Raw genomic sequence first — 18,623 nt, forward strand, 5'->3', positions numbered from 1 at the left:
ATCCGCTTATGCAGGTGTATGCCGTAGGCGGCGCCATTCGCGACGCCCTGCTGGGCAAGCCCAGCCAGGACTGCGACTACGTGGTGGTGGGCGCGACCCCGGCCGGGATGGAAGCCGCGGGCTACAAGCCGGTCGGCAAGGATTTCCCGGTCTTCCTCCATCCGCAGACCAGGGAGGAATACGCGCTGGCCCGCACCGAGCGCAAGACCGCGGCCGGCTACAAGGGCTTCGCCTTCTACTGCGCCCCGGACGTCTCGCTCGAGGACGACCTGGTGCGGCGCGACCTTACCATCAACGCCATGGCGCGCGCGGTCGATGCGGACGGCGCACTCACCGGCCCGGTGATCGACCCCTACGGCGGCCAGCGCGACCTGGCCGCGCGCCAGTTCCGCCATGTCTCCGAAGCCTTCGCCGAAGACCCCGTGCGCATCCTGCGCGTGGCCCGCTTCGCGGCGCGCTTCCACGATTTCACCGTGGCCGCCGACACGCTCGCGCTGATGCGCCGCATGGTCGAAGCGGGCGAGGTCGACGCCCTGGTGGCCGAGCGTGTGTGGCAGGAAATCGCGCGCGGCCTGATGGAAGCGAAGCCCTCGCGCATGTTCGAGGTCCTGCGCGCCTGCGGCGCGCTGGCGCGCCTGCTGCCCGAGCTGGACCGGCTGTGGGGCGTGCCGCAGCGCGCCGACTACCACCCCGAAGTCGATACCGGCGTGCATGTGATGATGGTGGTCGATACCGCTGCCGCCATGGGCGCCTCGCTGGCGGTGCGCTTCGCCGCGCTGATGCACGACCTCGGCAAGGGCACCACGCCGGCAGACATCCTGCCGCGCCATATCGGCCACGAACAGCGCAGCGTGGCGCTGCTCGAGGCCGTCTGCAAGCGCTTGCGCGTGCCCACCGAATGCCGCGACCTCGCGGTCGTGGTCGCGCGCGAGCACGGCAATATCCACCGCTCCGACACCTTCGGCGCCGCGGCGCTCACGCGCTTGCTGGAGCGCTGCGACGCGCTGCGCAAGCCCGCCCGCTTTGCCGAAGTGCTGCAGGCCTGCGAGGCCGATGCCCGGGGGCGTCTCGGCTTCGAGGAACGCAGCTATCCGCAGACCGCGCGGCTGATGGCGGCGCTCGACGCCGCGTCGTCGGTGGATGGGGGTGCGGTGGCCAGGGAATGCGCGGGGAATGCGACGCTGATCCGCGACCGCGTGCATGTGGCGCGGGTGGCGGCGGTGGAGACTGCGCTGGGGGCGTGAGCGGACGCTCGCAGGGGCCGGGGCAGGGGCCGGCGCATGCCGGCGCTATCCCCGCTCCCTCCCGCTCCCGTCCCTAGATCAGCTTGCCCACCAGCAAGGCCACCAGCGACAGCAGGATGGTGGAGGCAAACGGCAGCATGAAATCCCGCCCGAACAGCCGGAACCGCACGTCGCCGGGCAGCCGCCCGAGCCCCAGCTTTTGCAGCCAGGGCAGGGCTGCCGACAGCAAGATGACGGCCAGGAAGATGGTGAGGGTCCAGCGCAGCATGGTGCGTGCCTGAGGGGGTGGATGCCTGACTATAGCGCGTGGCTGCGGTCGCCGCGCGCGAAACCGGCCAGCGGCAAGGTGTCGTCGAGCCCGCGGGTCAGGGCGATGACCTTGAACAGCTCGCCCATTTCCGCCTCGGACAACAGCTTTTGCACCGCATTGGCGGCGGGCAGGAAGCTTTGCGTGTCGTTGGGGTCCAGCGCCATCAGCAATTCGGTGATGCCGGCGTTCATCAGGAAACGCGCCTGCGAGGCGAAACCGGCTACCGTCAGGCCGGCGTCGACGGCGGCGTGGGCGATGCCGCTGAAGTTGACGTGGGCGGTGATGTCCTGCAGGCCGGGGTAGAGGAAGGGGTCCGGGTGCGCATGATGGCGGTAGTGGCACATCAGCGTGCCTTCCATGCGCTGCGGGTGATAGTACTCGGCGGCGGGGAAGCCATAGTCGATCAGGAAAGCGGCGCCGCGCGCCAGCATCGCGCCCAGCGCGCGCGTGAAGCCCTCGGCTTCGGCGTGGGTCTCGGTGACGATGTCGTGGTCGCCGGGGATGGCGTGCAGCGCTTCGGGCAGGGCGTCGGCCGGCAGCGGGCGGTCGGAGAACGCGAAGGCGCCGGCGCCATCGGTAGCCTCCGCGCCATCCTCGCTCTCCCGGCGGATCACGCCGCGTTCGAGCCAGCGGCCGTGGCTGCGGGCGAACAGGCGCACCGGCATGGCGTCGAGTACTTCGTTGCCGACCACGATGCCTTCGAAATGCTCCGGCAGCGTGTCAAGCCATTGCACGCGCGCGGCCAGGTGCGGGGCGCGCCCGGCCAGCGTGGCCTGCTGGCGCGCGCGCAGCTCGCCGGAGAGTTCGACGATGGCGTAGCGTTCGGGCAGCTGGCCTTCCTGTTCCAGGGCCAGCAGCAGGTCGGCGGCGAGGCGGCCGGTGCCGGCGCCGAATTCGAGTACCTCGGACAGGCCTTGCGCCAGCAGCGGCGCGAACTGGCGTGCCAGGGTGCGCGCGAAGAACGGACTCAGTTCGGGGGCGGTGATGAAGTCGCTGCCGTCGCGCGCGTCGCGGCCGAACTTGGCGGCGCCGCCGCTGTAGTAGCCAAGGCCGGGGGCATATAGCGCAAGCGCCATATAGCGGTCGAAACCGAGCCAGCCGCCGGCGTCGACGATGGCCTGGCCGATATGTGCGCTGAGCGCGGCGGACGCGGCCAGCGCGTCGGCGGGGGGAAGGGGTAGACTAGCGCCTTTGTGCATACCGCGATTGTAGCAATGCCAGACTCCGTATCCCCTGACTCCGCCGCGCCCGGCGCGGCACCTGCCGCAGCGACTGCTGCCACCGCCGCCCCGGCGCGCGGCGTCGCGCTCGTCACCGGTGCCGCGCGCCGGCTCGGCCGCGTGATCGCGCTGGAACTGGCCGCGCGCGGCTGGGACGTGGCGGTGCACTGCCACCGTTCGCTGGCCGAGGCCGAGGCGCTGGCCGCGCAGATCCGCGCGGGCGGGCGCCGCGCCGCGGTGCTGCAGGCCGACCTGGCCGACGAAGCCTCCACCGGCAAGCTGGTCGCCGACTGCATCGCGGCGCTGGGCGTGCCGACCTGCCTGGTCAACAATGCCTCGCTGTTCCAGTACGACGTGGCGACCAGCTTTTCCTATGCCTCGCTCGACACCCACATGCGCACCAACGTGGCGGCGCCGCTGCTGCTGTCGCGCGAGCTGCACCGCGCGTTGCCGGACGGGCAGACCGGCGTGGTGATCAACCTGCTCGACCAGAAGCTGGACAACCTCAACCCGGATTTCCTGTCGTACACGCTGTCCAAGTCCGCCCTGCAGACCGCCACCGTGCAGTTGGCCCAGGCGCTGGCGCCCAAGCTGCGCGTGGTGGGCGTGGCGCCCGGCATCACCATGGTCTCGGGCGACCAGTCCAGTCCCGGCTTCCGGCGCGCGCACTGCATGACCCCGCTGGGCCAGTCGTCCACGCCGGAAGATATCGCGCAGGCCGTGGCCTACCTGGCCGACGCGCGCGCCGTGACCGGCACCACGCTTTACGTCGATGGCGGGCAGCACCTGATGCCGCTCGCGCGCGACGTGATGTTCCTGACCGAATAACCCTTTGACGTACCCCGGCGCGCAAGGCCGGCAACCAGCCCGCGCGCCTTTCAGACTTAGCATCCCATCATGACCATGCTCGCCGCCCTTTCACTCCCCAGCCTGCAAGACTGCCGCCGCATGTTCCTGCGCAACTATGAAGTGCAGATCAATATCGGCGTGCACGAATTCGAGAAGAAGGGCGAACAGCGCGTGCTGATCAATATCGACCTGTTCGTGCCGCTGGCGCAGAGCACGCCCCAGGAGGACAAGCTGCAGGAAGTGGTGGACTACGACTTCATGCGCAATACCGTGGCCGAGCGCATGGCGCAGGGCCACGTGCACCTGCAGGAAACCCTGTGCGACGACGTGGCGCGCGCCATGCTCAAGCATCCCAAGGTGCGCGCCGTGCGCGTGTCGACCGAGAAGCCGGACGTCTACCCGGACTGCGATTCGGTCGGTGTCGAGGTCTTCCATATCAAGAGCGAGTAACAGCCGCGCAAGAAGCGCGCGCCGGCGTTCGGCGCGGCCGGGGCGCTCAAGCTAAAATGGCAGGTTATCCGGCTACGGCCCGGCCGGCAGCAACGCAAGTGACGTGACTGCCGCATCGCACGCCGTTCCGCCCCCGCCTTCCCCGATTCGAGCGCCATGACCGCCACCACGCATTCCAAGAACTTCTTCCGCCTGGAGACCTATCTCCAGTCGCAGACGGGCCGCGCCATCGGCGATTTCAAGATGATCGAGGACGGCGACACGGTGCTGGTCTGCCTGTCCGGCGGCAAGGACTCGTACACCATGCTGTCGGTGCTGATGGCGCTGCAGAAGCGCGCGCCGGTCAAGTTCAAGCTGATCGCGATGAACCTGGATCAGAAGCAGCCGGGCTTCCCCGCGGACATCCTGCCGGCGTACCTGAAGTCGGTGGGCGTGGAATATGTGATCGTCGACGCGGACACGTATTCCATCGTCAAGGAGAAGGTGCCCGAGGGCAAGACCACCTGCTCGCTGTGCTCGCGCCTGCGCCGCGGCGTGATCTACCGCACCGCCAAGGAACTGGGCGCCAACAAGATCGCGCTGGGCCACCACCGCGACGACATCGTCCAGACCTTCTTCCTGAACCTGTTCTTCGGCGGCAAGATGAAGGCCATGCCGCCCAAGCTGGCCACCGACGACGGCCAGCACATCGTGATCCGTCCGCTGGCCTACTGCCCGGAAAAGGACATCGCCGCCTACGCGCGCGCCATGGAGTACCCCATCATCCCGTGCAACCTGTGTGGCTCGCAGGAGAACCTGCAGCGCAAGAAGGTCAAGGAGATGCTGGTGGAATGGGAGCGCACGAATCCGGGCCGGACCGACAATATCTTTGCCGCGCTGCGCAGCGTGGTGCCCTCGCACCTGGCCGATACCGCGTTGTTCGATTTCAATGGCCTGGCGACCGGGCTGGCCAAGGTGGACGAGGCCGCGCTGTTCGGCGAGACCACCTTCTCCCAGCAGCCGCTGGTCTTTGCCGGCGGGATGGAGGAGAACAAGCTGGAATTCGTGCGCTTCGAGAAGTCCGCGCCGGCCGCCACGGCGCCGGCCGTCGCAGACTGAGCAGCGGACGCGGCTAGTTCTCTGCCCGCGCCGGCTGCGTGCCGGCCGTGGCGGGCGGTTTTTCGCGCATCAGCGCGTTGGCGTCCTCGATCCATTTCTGGAAGCGCTCGACCGCGTGGTTCTTCTGCTCGGGCGTGGTCAGGTTGGCAATGGAGGCCGTCAGCACCAGGCCCGCTTCGTTGTTGGCGTCGTGGCGCGCATCGCGCTCGCGCGTGGGCGGGTTCTGCCAGTGGTCGCCGTAGCGCCTGAGCATCTCCACGACCTGGGCCTTGGGCGGACGCGTGGCCTGCACCTGCCTGGCCAGGGCCAGCCATTCCTGCTGGCGCTTGACCCGCTCGTCGTAGCGCGCCTCCGCACCCTGCACCACCGGCGCCATGGCGCGCCGGATGACGGCCTCCTGCTCGCTGGAGAAGCGCCCGTAGATCAGGCGGGCATAATCCATCACCTTGTCGAAGCGGGCTTCCTCGCGGGCGGCCGGGTCAGGGCGCAGGTACTCCTTGCGGTACTTGGCGTTGGCTTCGCCGAACTTCTTCTCCATCCGGGCGATCTGCTCGGGCGTGAGCGTCAGCAGCAGGTCGGCCACGTCGGGCGTGGAGCGGTCGAACGCCACGCGCGCCAGGCGCTGGGCGCCTTCCTGGATCCTGCCCACCTCGGCTGCCGTGACCGGCTGCTGCACTTCGCTCTTGGCCTGGCGCAGCAGGCCGGCGATTTCCGGCAACTGGTCCTTGCGGTGCCAGGCGAAGAAGCGGGCAATGGCGTCGCGCGTCAGCGGTTCCTGGCTGGCCGACACATCCACATAGTTGTCAACCCACCAGAAGGCTAGCCGGTCGCCCTGCTGGTAGCCCAGTTTCATGGCGTTGCATGCGCCCAGCGCGGTCAGCGCGATCAGCGCGCCGGCCAGCGCGAACTTGCGCAGGCCGGCACCGTGGCGCTCGTTCCACGACATGAGAATTGGTGACAAACGGCGTAAAACCCGCATGATAGAATCCTTTTCCGCGTGATTTGGGCCCTGAACGCGCCCGCCATTCCCGGTTGCGGCAGCCTTTGCCGCCTGTCGCGGGATCCGGATCACGAAGCCGGCCAGCCTTGCCGGCCCCCGGGCTGTCCCGGGGGCGGTTTCAAACGGGTTTTTGGACACACTCACTTAGGACCCTCCTTGTGAATATCGTCATTCTCGCTGCGGGAATGGGCAAGCGCATGAACTCCGCGTTGCCCAAGGTCTTGCATCCGCTTGCCGGCCAGCCGCTGCTCGCGCATGTGATTGCTACGGCCCGCAAATTGTCGCCGACGCGGCTTGTCGTGGTGGTCGGGCATGGCGCCGAGCGCGTGCGCGAGGCCGTGGGCGCCGCCGACGTCGCTTTCGCCCTCCAGGCCGAGCAGCTCGGCACCGGCCACGCCGTGGCGCAGGCGCTGCCTCTGCTCGACGACAGCCAGCCCACGCTGGTGCTGTACGGCGACGTGCCGCTGACCGAGTCCGCCACGCTGCAGCGCCTGGTGGCCGAGGCCGGCACGGAACGCTTCGGCATCCTGACCGTGGAGATGGACGACCCCGCCGGATACGGCCGCATCGTGCGCGAGGCAGGCAGCATCGTACGTATTGTCGAGCAAAAAGATGCCACTGAGGCGCAGCGCGCCATCCGCGAGATCAATACCGGCATCATCATTGCGCCCACCGGCCACCTGCGCCGCTGGTTGTCCACGCTGCGCAACGACAACGCCCAGGGCGAGTACTACCTGACCGATACGGTCGAGCGCTCCGTCGCCGACGGCATGGAAGTGGTCGCGACGCAACCCGTCGCATTGTGGGAAACGCTGGGCGTCAACAGCAAGGTGCAGCTGGCCGAACTGGAGCGCATCCACCAGCGCAACCTCGCGCAGCGCCTGCTCGAAGCCGGCGTGACGCTGCTGGACCCCGCACGCATCGATATCCGCGGCGAACTCACCTGCGGGCGCGACGTGACCATCGACGTCAACTGCGTGTTCGAAGGGCGCGTGCATCTCGAAGACGGCGCCCATATCGGCGCCAGCTGCGTGATCCGCAACAGCACCATCGGCGCGGGCGCGCGCCTGCAGCCGTTCTGCCATTTCGAAGACGCCAGCGTGGGCGCGCAAGGCCGCATCGGCCCGTACGCACGGCTGCGCCCGGGCACCGTGCTCGGCGAGGATGTGCACATTGGCAACTTCGTCGAGGTCAAGAACAGCGAGATCGCGGCGCACAGCAAGGCCAACCACCTGGCCTACGTGGGCGACGCCACGGTCGGCTCGCGCGTCAATATCGGCGCCGGCACCATTACCTGCAACTACGACGGCGCCAACAAGCACCGCACCGTCATCGAGGACGATGTTTTCATCGGCTCCGATACGCAGCTGGTGGCCCCGGTGACCGTGCGCCGCGGCGCCACCATCGGCGCCGGCACCACGTTGACCAAGGAAGCGCCCGCCGACAAGCTGACGCTGTCGCGCAGCAAGCAGATGACCCTCGACGCCTGGCACCGCCCGGTCAAGCAAGCGAAGAAATAAGCCCCGCCACCGACCGGCCTGCGCCATGGCCGGCGGCATTGGCAAACCGCGGGTGACGGCGCTGCCGTTACCGCGCAATCTATCAGGCGCGGCCATGACCGCACCTGTCGGGAGAAAGTTATGTGTGGCATCGTCGGCGCGGTTTCCTCGCGCAATATCGTTCCGGTCCTGATCGAAGGCCTGCGTCGTCTCGAATATCGCGGCTATGACTCCTGTGGCGTGGCCGTGGTGCGCGAGGGCGCGCTCGAGCGCGCCCGCACCGTGTCGCGCGTGGCGGACCTGGACGAGCAGACCCGCGCCTCCGGCCTCGCCGGCGTCACCGGCGTGGCGCATACGCGCTGGGCCACCCACGGCAAGCCCGACACCACCAATGCCCACCCGCACTTCTCGGGCGAGACCATTGCGCTGGTGCACAACGGCATCATCGAGAACTACGAGCCGCTGCGCGAAGAGCTGCGTGCGGCCGGCTATGGCTTCGAGTCGCAGACCGACACCGAGGTCGTCGCCCACCTGATCCACCAGGCCTACAGCTATCCCAGCAGCGCCACGCGCGGCGACCTGTTCGGCTCGGTGCGCGCGGTGACCAAGCGCCTGCATGGCGCCTACGCCATCGCCGTGTTCGCCAAGGACCATCCCGAGCGCGTGGTCGGCGCGCGCGCCGGCTCGCCGCTGGTGGTGGCGCTGGGCGAGAACGAATCGTTCCTGGCCTCGGACGCGCTGGCCGTGGCCGGCACGGCCAACCGCATCGTCTACCTGGAAGAAGGCGATGTGGTGGAGCTGACCCGCGAGGGCGCCACCATCCGCGACGTGCACGACCACCTGGTCGAGCGCGAAGTGCGCGTGGTCGAGACCCACGCCGCGGCCGTGGAACTCGGCCCGTACCGCCACTTCATGCAGAAGGAGATCTTCGAGCAGCCGCGCGCGCTGGGCGATACGCTCGAAGGCGTCGATGCGATCACGCCGGAGCTGTTCGGCGAGAGCGCGCAAGGCGTGTTCGGCGAGATCGACAGCATCCTGATCCTGGCCTGCGGCACCAGCTACTACTCGGGCTGCACCGCCAAGTACTGGCTGGAGTCGGTGGCGAAGATCCCGACCCAGGTCGAGGTCGCCAGCGAATACCGCTACCGCGAGACCGTGCCCAACCCGCGCGCGCTGGTGGTGGTGATCTCGCAGTCCGGCGAGACCGCCGACACCATGGCCGCGCTGCGCCACGCCAAGTCGCTCGGCCACACCCACACGCTGTCGGTGTGCAACGTGGCCACCAGCGCCATGGTGCGCGAGACCGAACTGCGCTTCCTGACCCGCGCCGGCACCGAGATCGGCGTGGCCTCCACCAAGGCCTTCACCACCCAGCTCGCCGCGCTGTACATGCTGACGCTGGCGCTGGCCAAGGTGCGCGGCAAGCTCACCGCCGGGGCCGAGGCCGCCGCGCTGGCCAACCTGCGCCACCTGCCGGCCGCGCTGCACGGCGTGCTGGCGCTGGAGCCGCAGATCATCTCGTGGTCGGAGGACTTCGCCCGCCGCGAGAACGCGCTGTTCCTGGGCCGCGGCCTGCACTACCCGATCGCCCTGGAAGGCGCGCTCAAGCTCAAGGAAATCTCGTACATCCACGCCGAGGCCTATCCCGCCGGCGAGCTCAAGCATGGCCCGCTGGCCCTGGTGACCGAGGCCATGCCGGTGGTGACCGTGGCGCCCAACGACGCCCTGCTGGAGAAGCTCAAGTCCAATATCCAGGAAGTGCGCGCGCGCGGCGGCCGGTTGTACGTGTTCGCTGACAGCGATACGCATATCCAGTCCAGCGATGGCATCCAGGTGATCCGCCTGCCCGAGCACTACGGCGACCTGTCGCCGATCCTGCACGTGGTGCCGCTGCAATTGCTGGCGTACCACACCGCCTGCGCCCGCGGCACGGACGTGGACAAGCCGCGCAACCTGGCCAAGTCGGTCACGGTGGAGTAAGGGCGGCGCGGCCGGGGGCCGCCGGCCGGTATCACGCCGCGCACGGCGTGCCGGCACCCTGGTCGCCAGGTATCTGTATCTACATGTCTTCATCATGCGCGAGCGGATGACAGGCTTAAAGGCATCATCCAGCGGGCAGGCCAAGGCTTGCCCGTTGACGTTTGCGGCTCGGCCCCGGCGCGGCGCGCGGCACAGAGCCGCCCGCTTGCCGGCTTGCTGTTCAGCATCGCCCCTGGCGCCGGCCCCTGCTGTCGGTGCATTTCCTACTTTGATATCGGCCAACGCCGCGTGCACCGCGGCGCATGTGTTGTCTTCGCCGTGCCATGCAGACGCGCTACACTGTGCGCCCCGGCGGCGGGTACATGCGGCAGAGCGCGCGAAGCGCACCATGTCCCCGCCCCGCGGGAGCAAGCCTGTCGCTGCGCGGGAACACGCAGATTCACCGCGGCGCGGCCGGCACGAAGACAAGAAGCAGGGAGCAGGGATGAGGCAAGGCGAGCTACTGGGCAGATTGGTCGACGGCGCAGTCCTGCGCCTGTCTCGCGATCCCTGGGGCAATCTGCTGCCGAGCGTTTCGCTGACGGAGCCGGGCCCGCAAGGCAAGGCTCAGTTCGTGCATTGCTGGCAGATCCGCAAGATGATGGATTCGGGTTTGCTGATGTACGACAGGGGCGTGGCGGAGGAATCGGACCGGCTGCTGCCGACGGCGGGGGGACTCGCCGCGGGGCAGGCCTGGAACCGCGCGAAGACGCGCGGCGAAGGGCAGTGCGGCTGAACGCCGGCCAGGGCCGCTGCCCTCGGGGGCGGCGACAGGAAAATCTGCCGCCGCCGCTCGTGGCAGCGCGGGCAGGACGGCCGTCATGCGGCCACCATGCGGGCGATGTGGTGCCGACATGGGGCCGAGGCGGGGCCGAGGTGGGGCCGAGGTGGGCCCGATGCGCGCCCGTTATGCGGCAGGGCCTTGCGGCGCGCGCGTCCAGGCGCCGTCCACCTGCCGGTTGATGCCCAGCGGATTGGCATCTTTCAGTGCCTCGGGCAGCAGCGCGTCGGCAAAGTTCTGGTAGCAGACCGGACGCAGGTAGCGGTCGATGGCCAGGCTGCCGACCGAAGTGCCGCGCGCATCCGAGGTGGCCGGGTAGGGGCCGCCATGCACCATTGCTTCGCAGACCTCCACGCCGGTCGGATAGCCGTTCACGAGAATCCGGCCCACCTTCTGCTCGAGCCGCGCCACCAACGCGGCACAATCCGCGATCTCGTCGTCCTCCGCGATCAGCGTGGCGGTGAGCTGCCCGCGCAGGCTGTCGACCAGCCGGCCTAGTTCTTCCGCGTCCGCGGCCTCGACCACCACCGTGGAGGGGCCGAAGACTTCCTCCTGCAGCAGCGCGTCGCCTTCGAGCAGCAGTGCCGCATCTGCCCGGAACACCTGAGCGCATGCCTTGCCGTCGCGCTGCGCCGTGCCTGCCAGCAACGCCACGCGCGGGTGCGTCGCGAGCGCCCGCGAGCCATGCGCGTAGTGGTCCATCCCGCCCGCGCTCAGCATGGTTTGCGCAGGCTGGGCCTCGACCGCCGCGCACAGGTGCCGCACGAACGCGGAGAACGCCTCGCCGCGCACGCCGAGCACCAGGCCCGGGTTGGTGCAGAACTGCCCGGCGCCCAGCGCGACCGACGCCGCCAGTTCCTCCGCCACCTGCCCGCCGCGCCGCGCCAGCGCGAGGGGCATGAGCAGCACCGGGTTGATGCTGCTCATCTCGGCGAACACGGGAATCGGCTGGGGCCGCGCGGCGGCCATGTCGCACAGGGCGCGCCCGCCGCGCAGCGAACCGGTGAAGCCGACGGCCTGGATGGCGGGATGCTTGACCAGGCGCTCGCCCACGCGGTCGCCGAAGATCATGTTGAACGTGCCGGCCGGCATGTCGAGCCGGTGGGCCGCGCGCAGGATGGCGTCCGCGACTTCCTGCGCGGTCGCCATATGGCCCATGTGGGCCTTGAACACGACCGGGCAGCCGGCGGCCAGCGCCGATGCGGTGTCGCCGCCCGCGGTCGAGAAGGCCAGCGGAAAATTGCTGGCGCCGAACACGGCCACCGGGCCGATGCCGGTGCGGCATTGGCGCAGGTCCGGCCGCGGCAGGGGCTGGCGCCCGGGCTGGGCGGTATCGATGCGGGCGCCGAGGAAGTCGCCGCGGCGCAGTACCTGCGCGAACAGGCGCATCTGGTTGCTGGTGCGGCTGCGTTCGCCGCGGATACGGGCGGCCGGCAGGGCGGTTTCGCGGCAGACCAGCTCCACGAAGGCCTCGCCGAGCGCATCGATCTCATCGGCGATGGCATCCAGGAATTCGGCGCGGCGCCGCGGCGCCAGCGCGCGGAATGCCGGAAAGGCCTGCGCGGCAGCCTGCGCGGCCGCGTCGATCTCCCCGGGGGTCGCTTCCACGAAGCGCAGCGGCAGGCGTTCGCCGCTCGCCGCATCGACACTGTAGAGGAAGGCCGAGCCCGCCGCGCGGCGCTCGCCGCCTATGTAGTTGTAGCCCGACATTGCCGGCATGACGATGGTCTCCTGAAGGTGGGGGAACGGATCGGCGAAAGGCGCCGGGCGCGGGTGCGCCGCACCGCGTGCCTCCGGCGGTCGACTGTAGCGGCCGTGCCCGCCCGGGGCCAATGACATCTGGGCGCGGGGCGATAAGCATTCGTTATCGCTTTGCACGCGGGCAGCCGGCCGGCCGATTCTTGCCTGCGGCGCAAGACTGTCTGGATGCGCCGGCAAGAGCGGCGGGGCGCGGCAGCCGATATAGTGGCCACTTCTTTCCCCGATGCCGTCCACATGAGCCACACCGTCCCCTCGCTGCACATCCTCGCCTCCCGCCTGCGGCTCAAGCAGCTGCGGCTGCTGATCGAGCTCGACCGCCACGGGTCGCTGCACAAGGCCGCCGACGAGATCGCCATTTCGCAGCCGGGCGCGACCAAGGTACTGCGCGAGATCGAGAACCTGCTGGGCATGCCGCTGTTCGAACGCCAGCCCAAGGGACTGGTGGCCAACGACCTGGGCCGCTGCGTGATCCGCTATGCGCGGCTGATCTACAGCGACCTGGAGCACTTGCGCGAAGAAATGACCGCCATTGCGCAGGGTCACGGCGGCCACCTCGCGGTGGGCGTGATCATGGGCGCGGTGCCGCTGCTGACCAGGGTGCTGGCGGCGCTGCGCCGCAAGCATCCGACCCTGTCCGTGGAGGTGGTGGAGGACACCAGCGCGCGCCTGCTCGATCTGGTCGACGAGGGCCGGGTGGACGTGGCGATCTGCCGCAGCGGCGTCAGCCGGCGGCCCGACGCCTACGCCTGCCTGCGCCTGGACGAGGAGCCGCTGTCGGTGGTGGTGGCGTGCGGCCATCCGCTGGCCGGCGCCGCTTGCGTCGCGCTGGAGGCGCTGAGCGGCTCCAGCTGGATCGCCTATCCGGTCAACATGCCCATGCGCGTGGCGCTCGAGCGCGAGCTTGCCAACGCGGGCATCAAGGCGCCGCGCTTCCCGCTGGAGACCGCCTCCACCTTCACCACCTTCACCATGCTGCAGGAAGACCCCACGCTGGTTGCCGTCATGCCGCGCGAAGTGGCGCTGTTCGGCGAGCGCTTCGGGCTGGCGGCGCGCCTGCCGGTCACGCTGCCGCCACTGGAAGAGCCGTTCGGCGTGATCAGCCGCGCCGGCTCGACTCCGTCGCCCGGCGCGCGGCTGCTGATCGACGAGTTGTTCGCCGGGCGGCCGGACGGCGGGCAGCAGCCTACTTGATGACGAGCGGATTGACCGGCGCGCCGGTGCCGCCCACGATCTTCAGCGGCGCCGCGGTGTAGAGGAACTGCCACTGGCCGTCGGCGGCGCAATCCTCGGCCAGTGCGTCGAGCTGCGCGACCTCGGCGAAGGCTACGCCGAGATTGCGCATCAGCGCGGCGTGCAGCGGGATCATGACGCCCGATTGCGGGTCCACCGTCACCTCGTTGCCCATGGTGTCGGTCACCAGGTTGGGGATCTCCATGGCGTGGAACCACTCCACCAGTTCGCGGCTGAAGGTCAGGCCCGGCTCGACGAAATCGCTGTAGAACTCGGCGGCCTCGCGCTCGTAGAACGAGCCGATCCAGCCGGTGCGGATGATGAGGATGTCGCGCGGCTCGATGGTGGTGCCCTGGGCCTGCGCCGCGGCCAGCACGTCGAGATGGGTGAAGGTCTCGCCCTTGTCCAGCACGGCCTTGCCGCGATGGCGCGCCATGTCGACGAGCACCGCGCGGCCGGCCACGCCGCGCTCGGCGATGGGGACGATGCTGGCGCGCGCCATGCTGCCGATGGTGCTCATGGCGTCGTAGCCGTTCCACAGCTTGTCGTCGTACCAGACGTGGCCGAGCGCGTCGTACTGCGTGGAGCCCTGCACATGCATGAAGATCACGTCGTCGGAGAACTCGACGTTGCCGTCGAAGTGCGCCTTGCCGGCCAGGTAGTGCCCTTTGTCCAGCACGTTCATGCGCATCGACGGCCGGCGGCCCGGGAACAGCGGCTCGCCCTTTTCGTGGCCGATCGGGATCTGCAGCGTGAAGGTCTTGCCTTGCCTGACCGCCGCGATGCCGCGCAGCACCTGCGCGGCCTGCAGGTAGTTCAGCGCGCCGACCTCGTCGTCCGGGCCCCACTTGCCCCAGTTGGTCGGCAGGCCTTCCAGCAGTTGCTTGATGTCAGGATTGTTGTTCGAACCGTGTACGCACATCGTGGTGTCTCCTCGTGGCGGCCGCCGCCCGCCCGCTGCGACGGCGGCCTTGTCTTGTCAGCGGATGGGCGAAAAGGCCGCGGGCCTGAGCAGTTTCGATTCCTGCCTGATCAGCATGGGGAAGGCCTTGGGCACGAAGCGCTCGAGCCAGTCCGGGTCCCGGTACAGCGCGGCACGGCGCTCGATGCGGTCGTCCAGGCTTTCATAGGCCCAGATGTGCACGACCTGGTTCAGTTCGCCGATCTCGGTGTACCACCAGCCCACCAGCGTGGCGTAGCGGGAGATGACCGGCAGGCCTTCCTTCTCGAAGTGCTGCAGGTATTCCTGCATCTTGCCGATCTGGATGGTGTAGGTGCGCATTTCGTAATGCATGGACAGTTTCCTTGTTGTCGGTGGAATGGGGCGCGCGCGCCGTGGCCGAAGCGGCTACAGCACGCCGTGATAGGCGTTGGTGATGATGCGTTCGATGTCCGCGGCGGTGGTCAGCCTGGGATTGACCAGCACGTTGCCGCTGCGCATCGAATCGCTGACCATCTGCGGCAGGAAGGCGAGGTCGACGCCGAGTTCGCGGATGGTGGCCGGGATGCCCAGCGCCTGGTTCAGCCCGACCACTTGCTGCACGACCGCGCGCGCCGCCTCCTCCGCGGACATGGCGCGGGTGTCCACGCCCATGGCGATGGCGATGTCGCGTAGCCGCTCCGGGCAGGCCGGCGCGTTGAAGGCCAGCACGTACGGCAGCAGCGCCGCGTTGGCGATGCCGTGGGCGATGTTGAACACGCCGCCGAAGGTGTGGGAGATGGCGTGCACATTGCCCAGCTTGGACTGCGAGAACGCCACGCCCGCCAGGAAGGAAGCCAGCAGCATGTTCTCCCGCGCGGCCACGTCGGAGCCGACATAGAAGGCCTTGCGCAGGTTCTCGCTGATCATGCGGATCGCGCCGATGGCCAGGGCCTGGCTGACCGGATTGGCCTGCTTCGATACATAGGATTCGATCGCGTGCGTGAGCGCATCCATCCCGGTGGCGGCGGTGATCGACGGCGGCAGCTTGAGCGTGAGGCTGGCGTCGAGGATCGCCAGCCTGGGGAACAGCGCCGGGCTGATGATGACCGTCTTGAACAGGGTTTCCTTGTTGGTGAACACGGTGGACGCGGTGCATTCGCTGCCGGTGCCCGAGGTGGTGGGAATGGCAAACACCGGCAGCGGCGCGTTCTTCAGGCGGTCATAGCCTTCGTAGTCGAGGATGCTGCCCGGGTTGGTGGCCATGGCGGCCACGCCCTTGGCGGTGTCGATGCTGCTGCCGCCGCCCACACCGATCACGGCGTCGCACTCGTGCGTCTTCAGGAAGGCCACGGCCTGGTCCAGCACGGCGGTGCTGGGGTTCGGCTCCACGCCCGGGAAGACTTCGTAGGCGATGTCCTCGGCGCGCAGCGACTGGAAAAAGCCCTCCAGCAGGCCGGAGCCCGCCAGCCCCGCGTCGGTGACGACCAGCAGCCTGCGGCGCAGGTGCGGCTTGAGCAAGGCGCCGGCCTGCGCAGCCAGGCCGATGCCGGACTTCAGCATGGTCGGAAAGTAATAGTTGAATGCGTTCATGGCGATCTCGTACAGGTTTGCCGCGACGCGCCGGCGGCGCCGAAGGGCATGGACATGGGAAGGCAGGCTGCGGCCAGGCGTGCCTGGGGGCGTGGCAGTCTTTCGGATCTGCTTGTGGGCCGGATGCCGGCGCGCCGTGCGCGGCGCCGGATGTCATCCACGGCCCATACCTTACAAACCGCGCCACCGCGGCGGTAATGAAAAGACCTGATTGGCGGATAACCAGCGCTTATCGCCGGTCCGTCGCGGTGCCGCGCCGGCGCCGCCGGTTATCGGGCGATGACGAACTCTCATTAGGCAAGCCGCCGGCGCGGCCCTACATTGCCGCCAATCCGCCATGGCCGGCACGGCATGGCGCCACCGCGCGCGCTCCGGCCGCGGCAAAAAACACAATCACAAGGACGAGACAACATGAAATCCGTTGATGCCTTCGACACCGGGGCCTCCGACGTGCCCGACGCCGCGGCCGAGATTCGCTCCGACATGCGCGCGCAGCCGCGCGCGGCCGCCCGCCCCAGCAACGTGCGCTGGCGGATCTTCCTCATCATGCTGCTGCTGACGGCGATCAACTACATCGACCGCGCTTCGCTGTCGGTGGCCTTGCCCCTGATCGCACCCGAGTTCGACCTCTCGCCCGCGGCCGAAGGCCTGGTGCTCAGCGCCTTCTTCTGGTCCTACGCGCTGATGCAGGTGCCCGTGGGCGCGCTGCTGGACCGCTATCACACGCGCGGCATCATCGCCGCGGCAACGGTGGCCTGGGGCGCCTTCCAGGCGCTGGGCGCGACTGCCCACAATGGTGTCATCCTGCTGCTTACCCGCATGGGGCTGGGCGTGGCCGAATCGCCCATCATGCCCGCCGGCGCCAAGCTGACCGGCGCGTGGCTGACGCCCAACGAGCGCGGGCGCGGCGCGGTCCTGGTCGACGGCGGCGCGCCGCTGGGCAGCGCGCTCGGCGCCATCATCATCGCGGGCCTGATCGCATGGCTGGGCTCGTGGCGCATTGCCTTCGTCATCTCGGGCGTCGGCACCATGCTGGCGGGCTGGCTGGCCTGGTACTACATCCGCAACCATCCGGCGGATCACCCCGGCGTCAACGCGGCCGAGCTCGAACACATCACGCGTGCCAACGGCGAGCGCGAGGGCGGCACGGCAGCCGCGCCGCCGCTGCGCGAACTGCTGCGCGACCGCTCCATCCTCGCCATGTTCGGCGGCTACAGCTGCGTGCTGAGCGTGTTCTACGGCCTGCTGACCTGGATGCCGAGCTATCTGCACAAGACGCACGGCCTCAATATCTCCAGCATGGGCGGCGCCACGTTCGTGATCTTCATGTCGGGCTTCGTCGGGGAACTGGTCGGCGGCTATATCGGCGACAAGTGGAAATCCTCGGGCGCGTCGCCCAACCTCGTGATGCGCAGCATGTTCAGCGGCTCCTCGCTGGTGGCGGCGGCCTGCATCCTGGCGGCGGCCTACACGGCCGATGCCGCCCGGGTCATCGTGCTGCTTTGCACCGCCATGTTCTTCATCCGCTGGTGCGGGATGTACTGGTGCCTGCCGGCCCTCATCGGCGGCACGGAGCGCACCGGCGTGCTGGCCGGCATCATGAACTTCTGCGGCAACATGGCCGGGGTGGTGGTGCCGCTACTGATCGGCGTGATCGTGCAGTGGTCCGGCTCCTACTTCCTGGCGCTGCTGTTCTTCGTGGTGATGGCGGTGCTGCTGGCTGTCTGCTCGAGCCTGATCGACTACCGGCAGCGTCCGCTGGCCTGAGGGCCACGCTGCGTTCGCCGTGGGGGCATGCCCACGGTCCGGCAGGCGTCTGACTTAGAATGGTGCGCCAGACGACAACGGATAACGAACAAGGGAGACCGTGCATGTTGTGGAAATCGACCCCATCGCTGGAAACGCTCCAGGCTCGCCACGAGGACACCGCCGTGGCGCAGCTCGGCATCGAGTTCACCGAGGTAGGCGAGGCGTCTCTCAGCGCGCGCATGCCGGTGGACCGTCGCACCGTGCAGCCCTATGGCATCCTGCACGGGGGTGCCTCCGTGCTGCTGGCGGAGACGCTCGGCAGTTGCGCGGCCAGCCTGTGCCTGGACAACGAGGCGCAGTACTGCGTGGGGCTCGACATCAACGCCAACCATGTGCGCGCGGTGCGCAGCGGCTTTGTGACGGGCACGGCCACGCCGGTCCATGTGGGCCGTACCACCCACGTGTGGGCCATCGAGATCCGCGACGACGAAGGCCGGATGGTGTGCATCTCCCGCATCACCATGTCGATCTTGTCGCGCTGATCGCCCGCGGCCGCGCCCGCCGAAGGCGTGCCGTGCAGAGTTTCCCGTTTCCGGATACACTGCGCCCGCACTGAACGAGGACGCGCATCGCAGCGTCCTCCAACAGCGGCGGGGTGGCAGAGTGGTTATGCGACGGTCTGCAAAGCCGTACACGGCGGTTCGATTCCGTTCCCCCCGCCTCCAGCACCTGGCGGTAGCGCAGGTCCAGGGCCGGATGCCGCGCCGGTGCATGCCGCGCGCGCCATGTTTGCCATGCGAGCTACGTGTACCGTGCGTGGCCGTTGCATCCCGCCAGCGGCCACCGCGCCAGCACTTTTTCCTTTCCCCCAAGTCCTCCCCGCCACGTCCTTTCGCCTCAC

At 68.9% G+C, this 18,623-nt stretch carries 17 protein-coding genes and 1 tRNA gene; 11 read left to right on the forward strand and 7 right to left on the reverse strand.

Going from position 1 to position 18,623, the window contains the following annotated elements:
• Positions 1 to 8 precede the first annotated feature (8 nt).
• Complete coding sequence (locus AB4Z48_RS21290; RefSeq protein WP_441617559.1) at positions 9 to 1,244, forward strand: multifunctional CCA addition/repair protein; 1,236 nt, start codon at positions 9 to 11, stop codon at positions 1,242 to 1,244.
• Positions 1,245 to 1,317: 73 nt separating this feature from the next.
• On the opposite strand, the gene AB4Z48_RS21295 is transcribed toward AB4Z48_RS21290, so the two are convergent.
• Both AB4Z48_RS21295 and AB4Z48_RS21300 read right to left on the reverse strand, forming a co-directional pair.
• Positions 1,318 to 1,512 (reverse strand): DUF2905 domain-containing protein, encoded by a 195-nt coding sequence (locus AB4Z48_RS21295; protein ID WP_441617561.1) that lies wholly within the window; start codon positions 1,510 to 1,512, stop codon positions 1,318 to 1,320.
• Positions 1,513 to 1,541: 29 nt separating this feature from the next.
• Positions 1,542 to 2,753, reverse strand: a complete 1,212-nt coding sequence (locus AB4Z48_RS21300) for a class I SAM-dependent methyltransferase (protein WP_441617563.1) — start codon at positions 2,751 to 2,753, stop codon at positions 1,542 to 1,544.
• 15 nt (positions 2,754 to 2,768) lie between these two features.
• On the opposite strand from AB4Z48_RS21300, the gene AB4Z48_RS21305 reads away from it, so the two are divergent.
• From AB4Z48_RS21305 to ttcA, 3 genes are all read left to right on the forward strand, one after another.
• Positions 2,769 to 3,602, forward strand: a complete 834-nt coding sequence (locus AB4Z48_RS21305; protein ID WP_441617565.1) for an SDR family oxidoreductase — start codon at positions 2,769 to 2,771, stop codon at positions 3,600 to 3,602.
• Between the two features lie 69 nt (positions 3,603 to 3,671).
• A complete protein-coding gene (locus tag AB4Z48_RS21310) occupies positions 3,672 to 4,073 on the forward strand; it encodes a dihydroneopterin aldolase (RefSeq protein WP_441617567.1) in 402 nt (133 codons plus the stop codon).
• Between the two features lie 156 nt (positions 4,074 to 4,229).
• On the forward strand, positions 4,230 to 5,171 hold the full coding sequence (gene ttcA / locus AB4Z48_RS21315; RefSeq protein ID WP_441617569.1) for a tRNA 2-thiocytidine(32) synthetase TtcA: 942 nt from the start codon (positions 4,230 to 4,232) through the stop codon (positions 5,169 to 5,171).
• Positions 5,172 to 5,184: 13 nt separating this feature from the next.
• Here the strand turns inward: ttcA and AB4Z48_RS21320 are convergent, their stop codons facing one another.
• On the reverse strand, positions 5,185 to 6,117 hold the full coding sequence (locus AB4Z48_RS21320; RefSeq protein WP_441617571.1) for a DUF6279 family lipoprotein: 933 nt from the start codon (positions 6,115 to 6,117) through the stop codon (positions 5,185 to 5,187).
• A 212-nt stretch (positions 6,118 to 6,329) separates the two neighbouring features.
• On the opposite strand from AB4Z48_RS21320, the gene glmU reads away from it, so the two are divergent.
• The 3 genes from glmU to AB4Z48_RS21335 all read left to right on the forward strand — a co-directional run bounded on the left by glmU (position 6,330) and on the right by AB4Z48_RS21335 (position 10,425).
• Entirely contained in the window at positions 6,330 to 7,691 is a 1,362-nt protein-coding gene (glmU, locus tag AB4Z48_RS21325) for a bifunctional UDP-N-acetylglucosamine diphosphorylase/glucosamine-1-phosphate N-acetyltransferase GlmU (protein ID WP_441617573.1), read from the forward strand.
• A gap of 120 nt (positions 7,692 to 7,811) precedes the next feature.
• Entirely contained in the window at positions 7,812 to 9,650 is a 1,839-nt protein-coding gene (gene glmS / locus AB4Z48_RS21330; protein ID WP_441617575.1) for a glutamine--fructose-6-phosphate transaminase (isomerizing), read from the forward strand.
• 484 nt (positions 9,651 to 10,134) lie between these two features.
• Entirely contained in the window at positions 10,135 to 10,425 is a 291-nt protein-coding gene (locus AB4Z48_RS21335) for a hypothetical protein (RefSeq protein ID WP_441617577.1), read from the forward strand.
• Between the two features lie 171 nt (positions 10,426 to 10,596).
• Here AB4Z48_RS21335 and AB4Z48_RS21340 read toward each other — a convergent pair whose 3' ends face one another.
• Positions 10,597 to 12,189, reverse strand: coding sequence for an aldehyde dehydrogenase (NADP(+)) (locus AB4Z48_RS21340; RefSeq protein ID WP_441617579.1), 1,593 nt, complete (start codon positions 12,187 to 12,189; stop codon positions 10,597 to 10,599).
• Positions 12,190 to 12,465: 276 nt separating this feature from the next.
• On the opposite strand from AB4Z48_RS21340, the gene AB4Z48_RS21345 reads away from it, so the two are divergent.
• On the forward strand, positions 12,466 to 13,422 hold the full coding sequence (locus AB4Z48_RS21345) for a LysR family transcriptional regulator (protein WP_441617581.1): 957 nt from the start codon (positions 12,466 to 12,468) through the stop codon (positions 13,420 to 13,422).
• On the opposite strand, the gene AB4Z48_RS21350 is transcribed toward AB4Z48_RS21345, so the two are convergent.
• From AB4Z48_RS21350 to AB4Z48_RS21360, 3 genes are read right to left on the reverse strand one after another with little or no spacing between them, the layout of a single operon-like run.
• Positions 13,415 to 14,383, reverse strand: coding sequence for a cyclase family protein (locus AB4Z48_RS21350; protein ID WP_441617583.1), 969 nt, complete (start codon positions 14,381 to 14,383; stop codon positions 13,415 to 13,417). The two genes, AB4Z48_RS21345 and AB4Z48_RS21350, sit on opposite strands and share 8 nt — an antisense overlap.
• 57 nt (positions 14,384 to 14,440) lie before the next feature.
• On the reverse strand, positions 14,441 to 14,755 hold the full coding sequence (locus AB4Z48_RS21355; RefSeq protein WP_441617585.1) for an NIPSNAP family protein: 315 nt from the start codon (positions 14,753 to 14,755) through the stop codon (positions 14,441 to 14,443).
• 54 nt (positions 14,756 to 14,809) lie between these two features.
• Positions 14,810 to 15,973, reverse strand: coding sequence for an iron-containing alcohol dehydrogenase (locus AB4Z48_RS21360; protein ID WP_441617587.1), 1,164 nt, complete (start codon positions 15,971 to 15,973; stop codon positions 14,810 to 14,812).
• 483 nt (positions 15,974 to 16,456) lie between these two features.
• Between AB4Z48_RS21360 and AB4Z48_RS21365 the strand changes: the two genes are divergently transcribed.
• The 3 genes from AB4Z48_RS21365 to AB4Z48_RS21375 all read left to right on the forward strand — a co-directional run bounded on the left by AB4Z48_RS21365 (position 16,457) and on the right by AB4Z48_RS21375 (position 18,447).
• Positions 16,457 to 17,740, forward strand: coding sequence for an MFS transporter (locus AB4Z48_RS21365; RefSeq protein WP_441617662.1), 1,284 nt, complete (start codon positions 16,457 to 16,459; stop codon positions 17,738 to 17,740).
• 104 nt (positions 17,741 to 17,844) lie between these two features.
• On the forward strand, positions 17,845 to 18,264 hold the full coding sequence (locus tag AB4Z48_RS21370; RefSeq protein WP_441617589.1) for a hotdog fold thioesterase: 420 nt from the start codon (positions 17,845 to 17,847) through the stop codon (positions 18,262 to 18,264).
• 107 nt (positions 18,265 to 18,371) lie between these two features.
• Positions 18,372 to 18,447 (forward strand) — tRNA-Cys (locus AB4Z48_RS21375).
• Positions 18,448 to 18,623 lie beyond the last annotated feature (176 nt).

This window comes from Cupriavidus sp. 2TAF22, from assembly GCF_052115045.1.
Lineage (GTDB): Bacteria > Pseudomonadota > Gammaproteobacteria > Burkholderiales > Burkholderiaceae > Cupriavidus.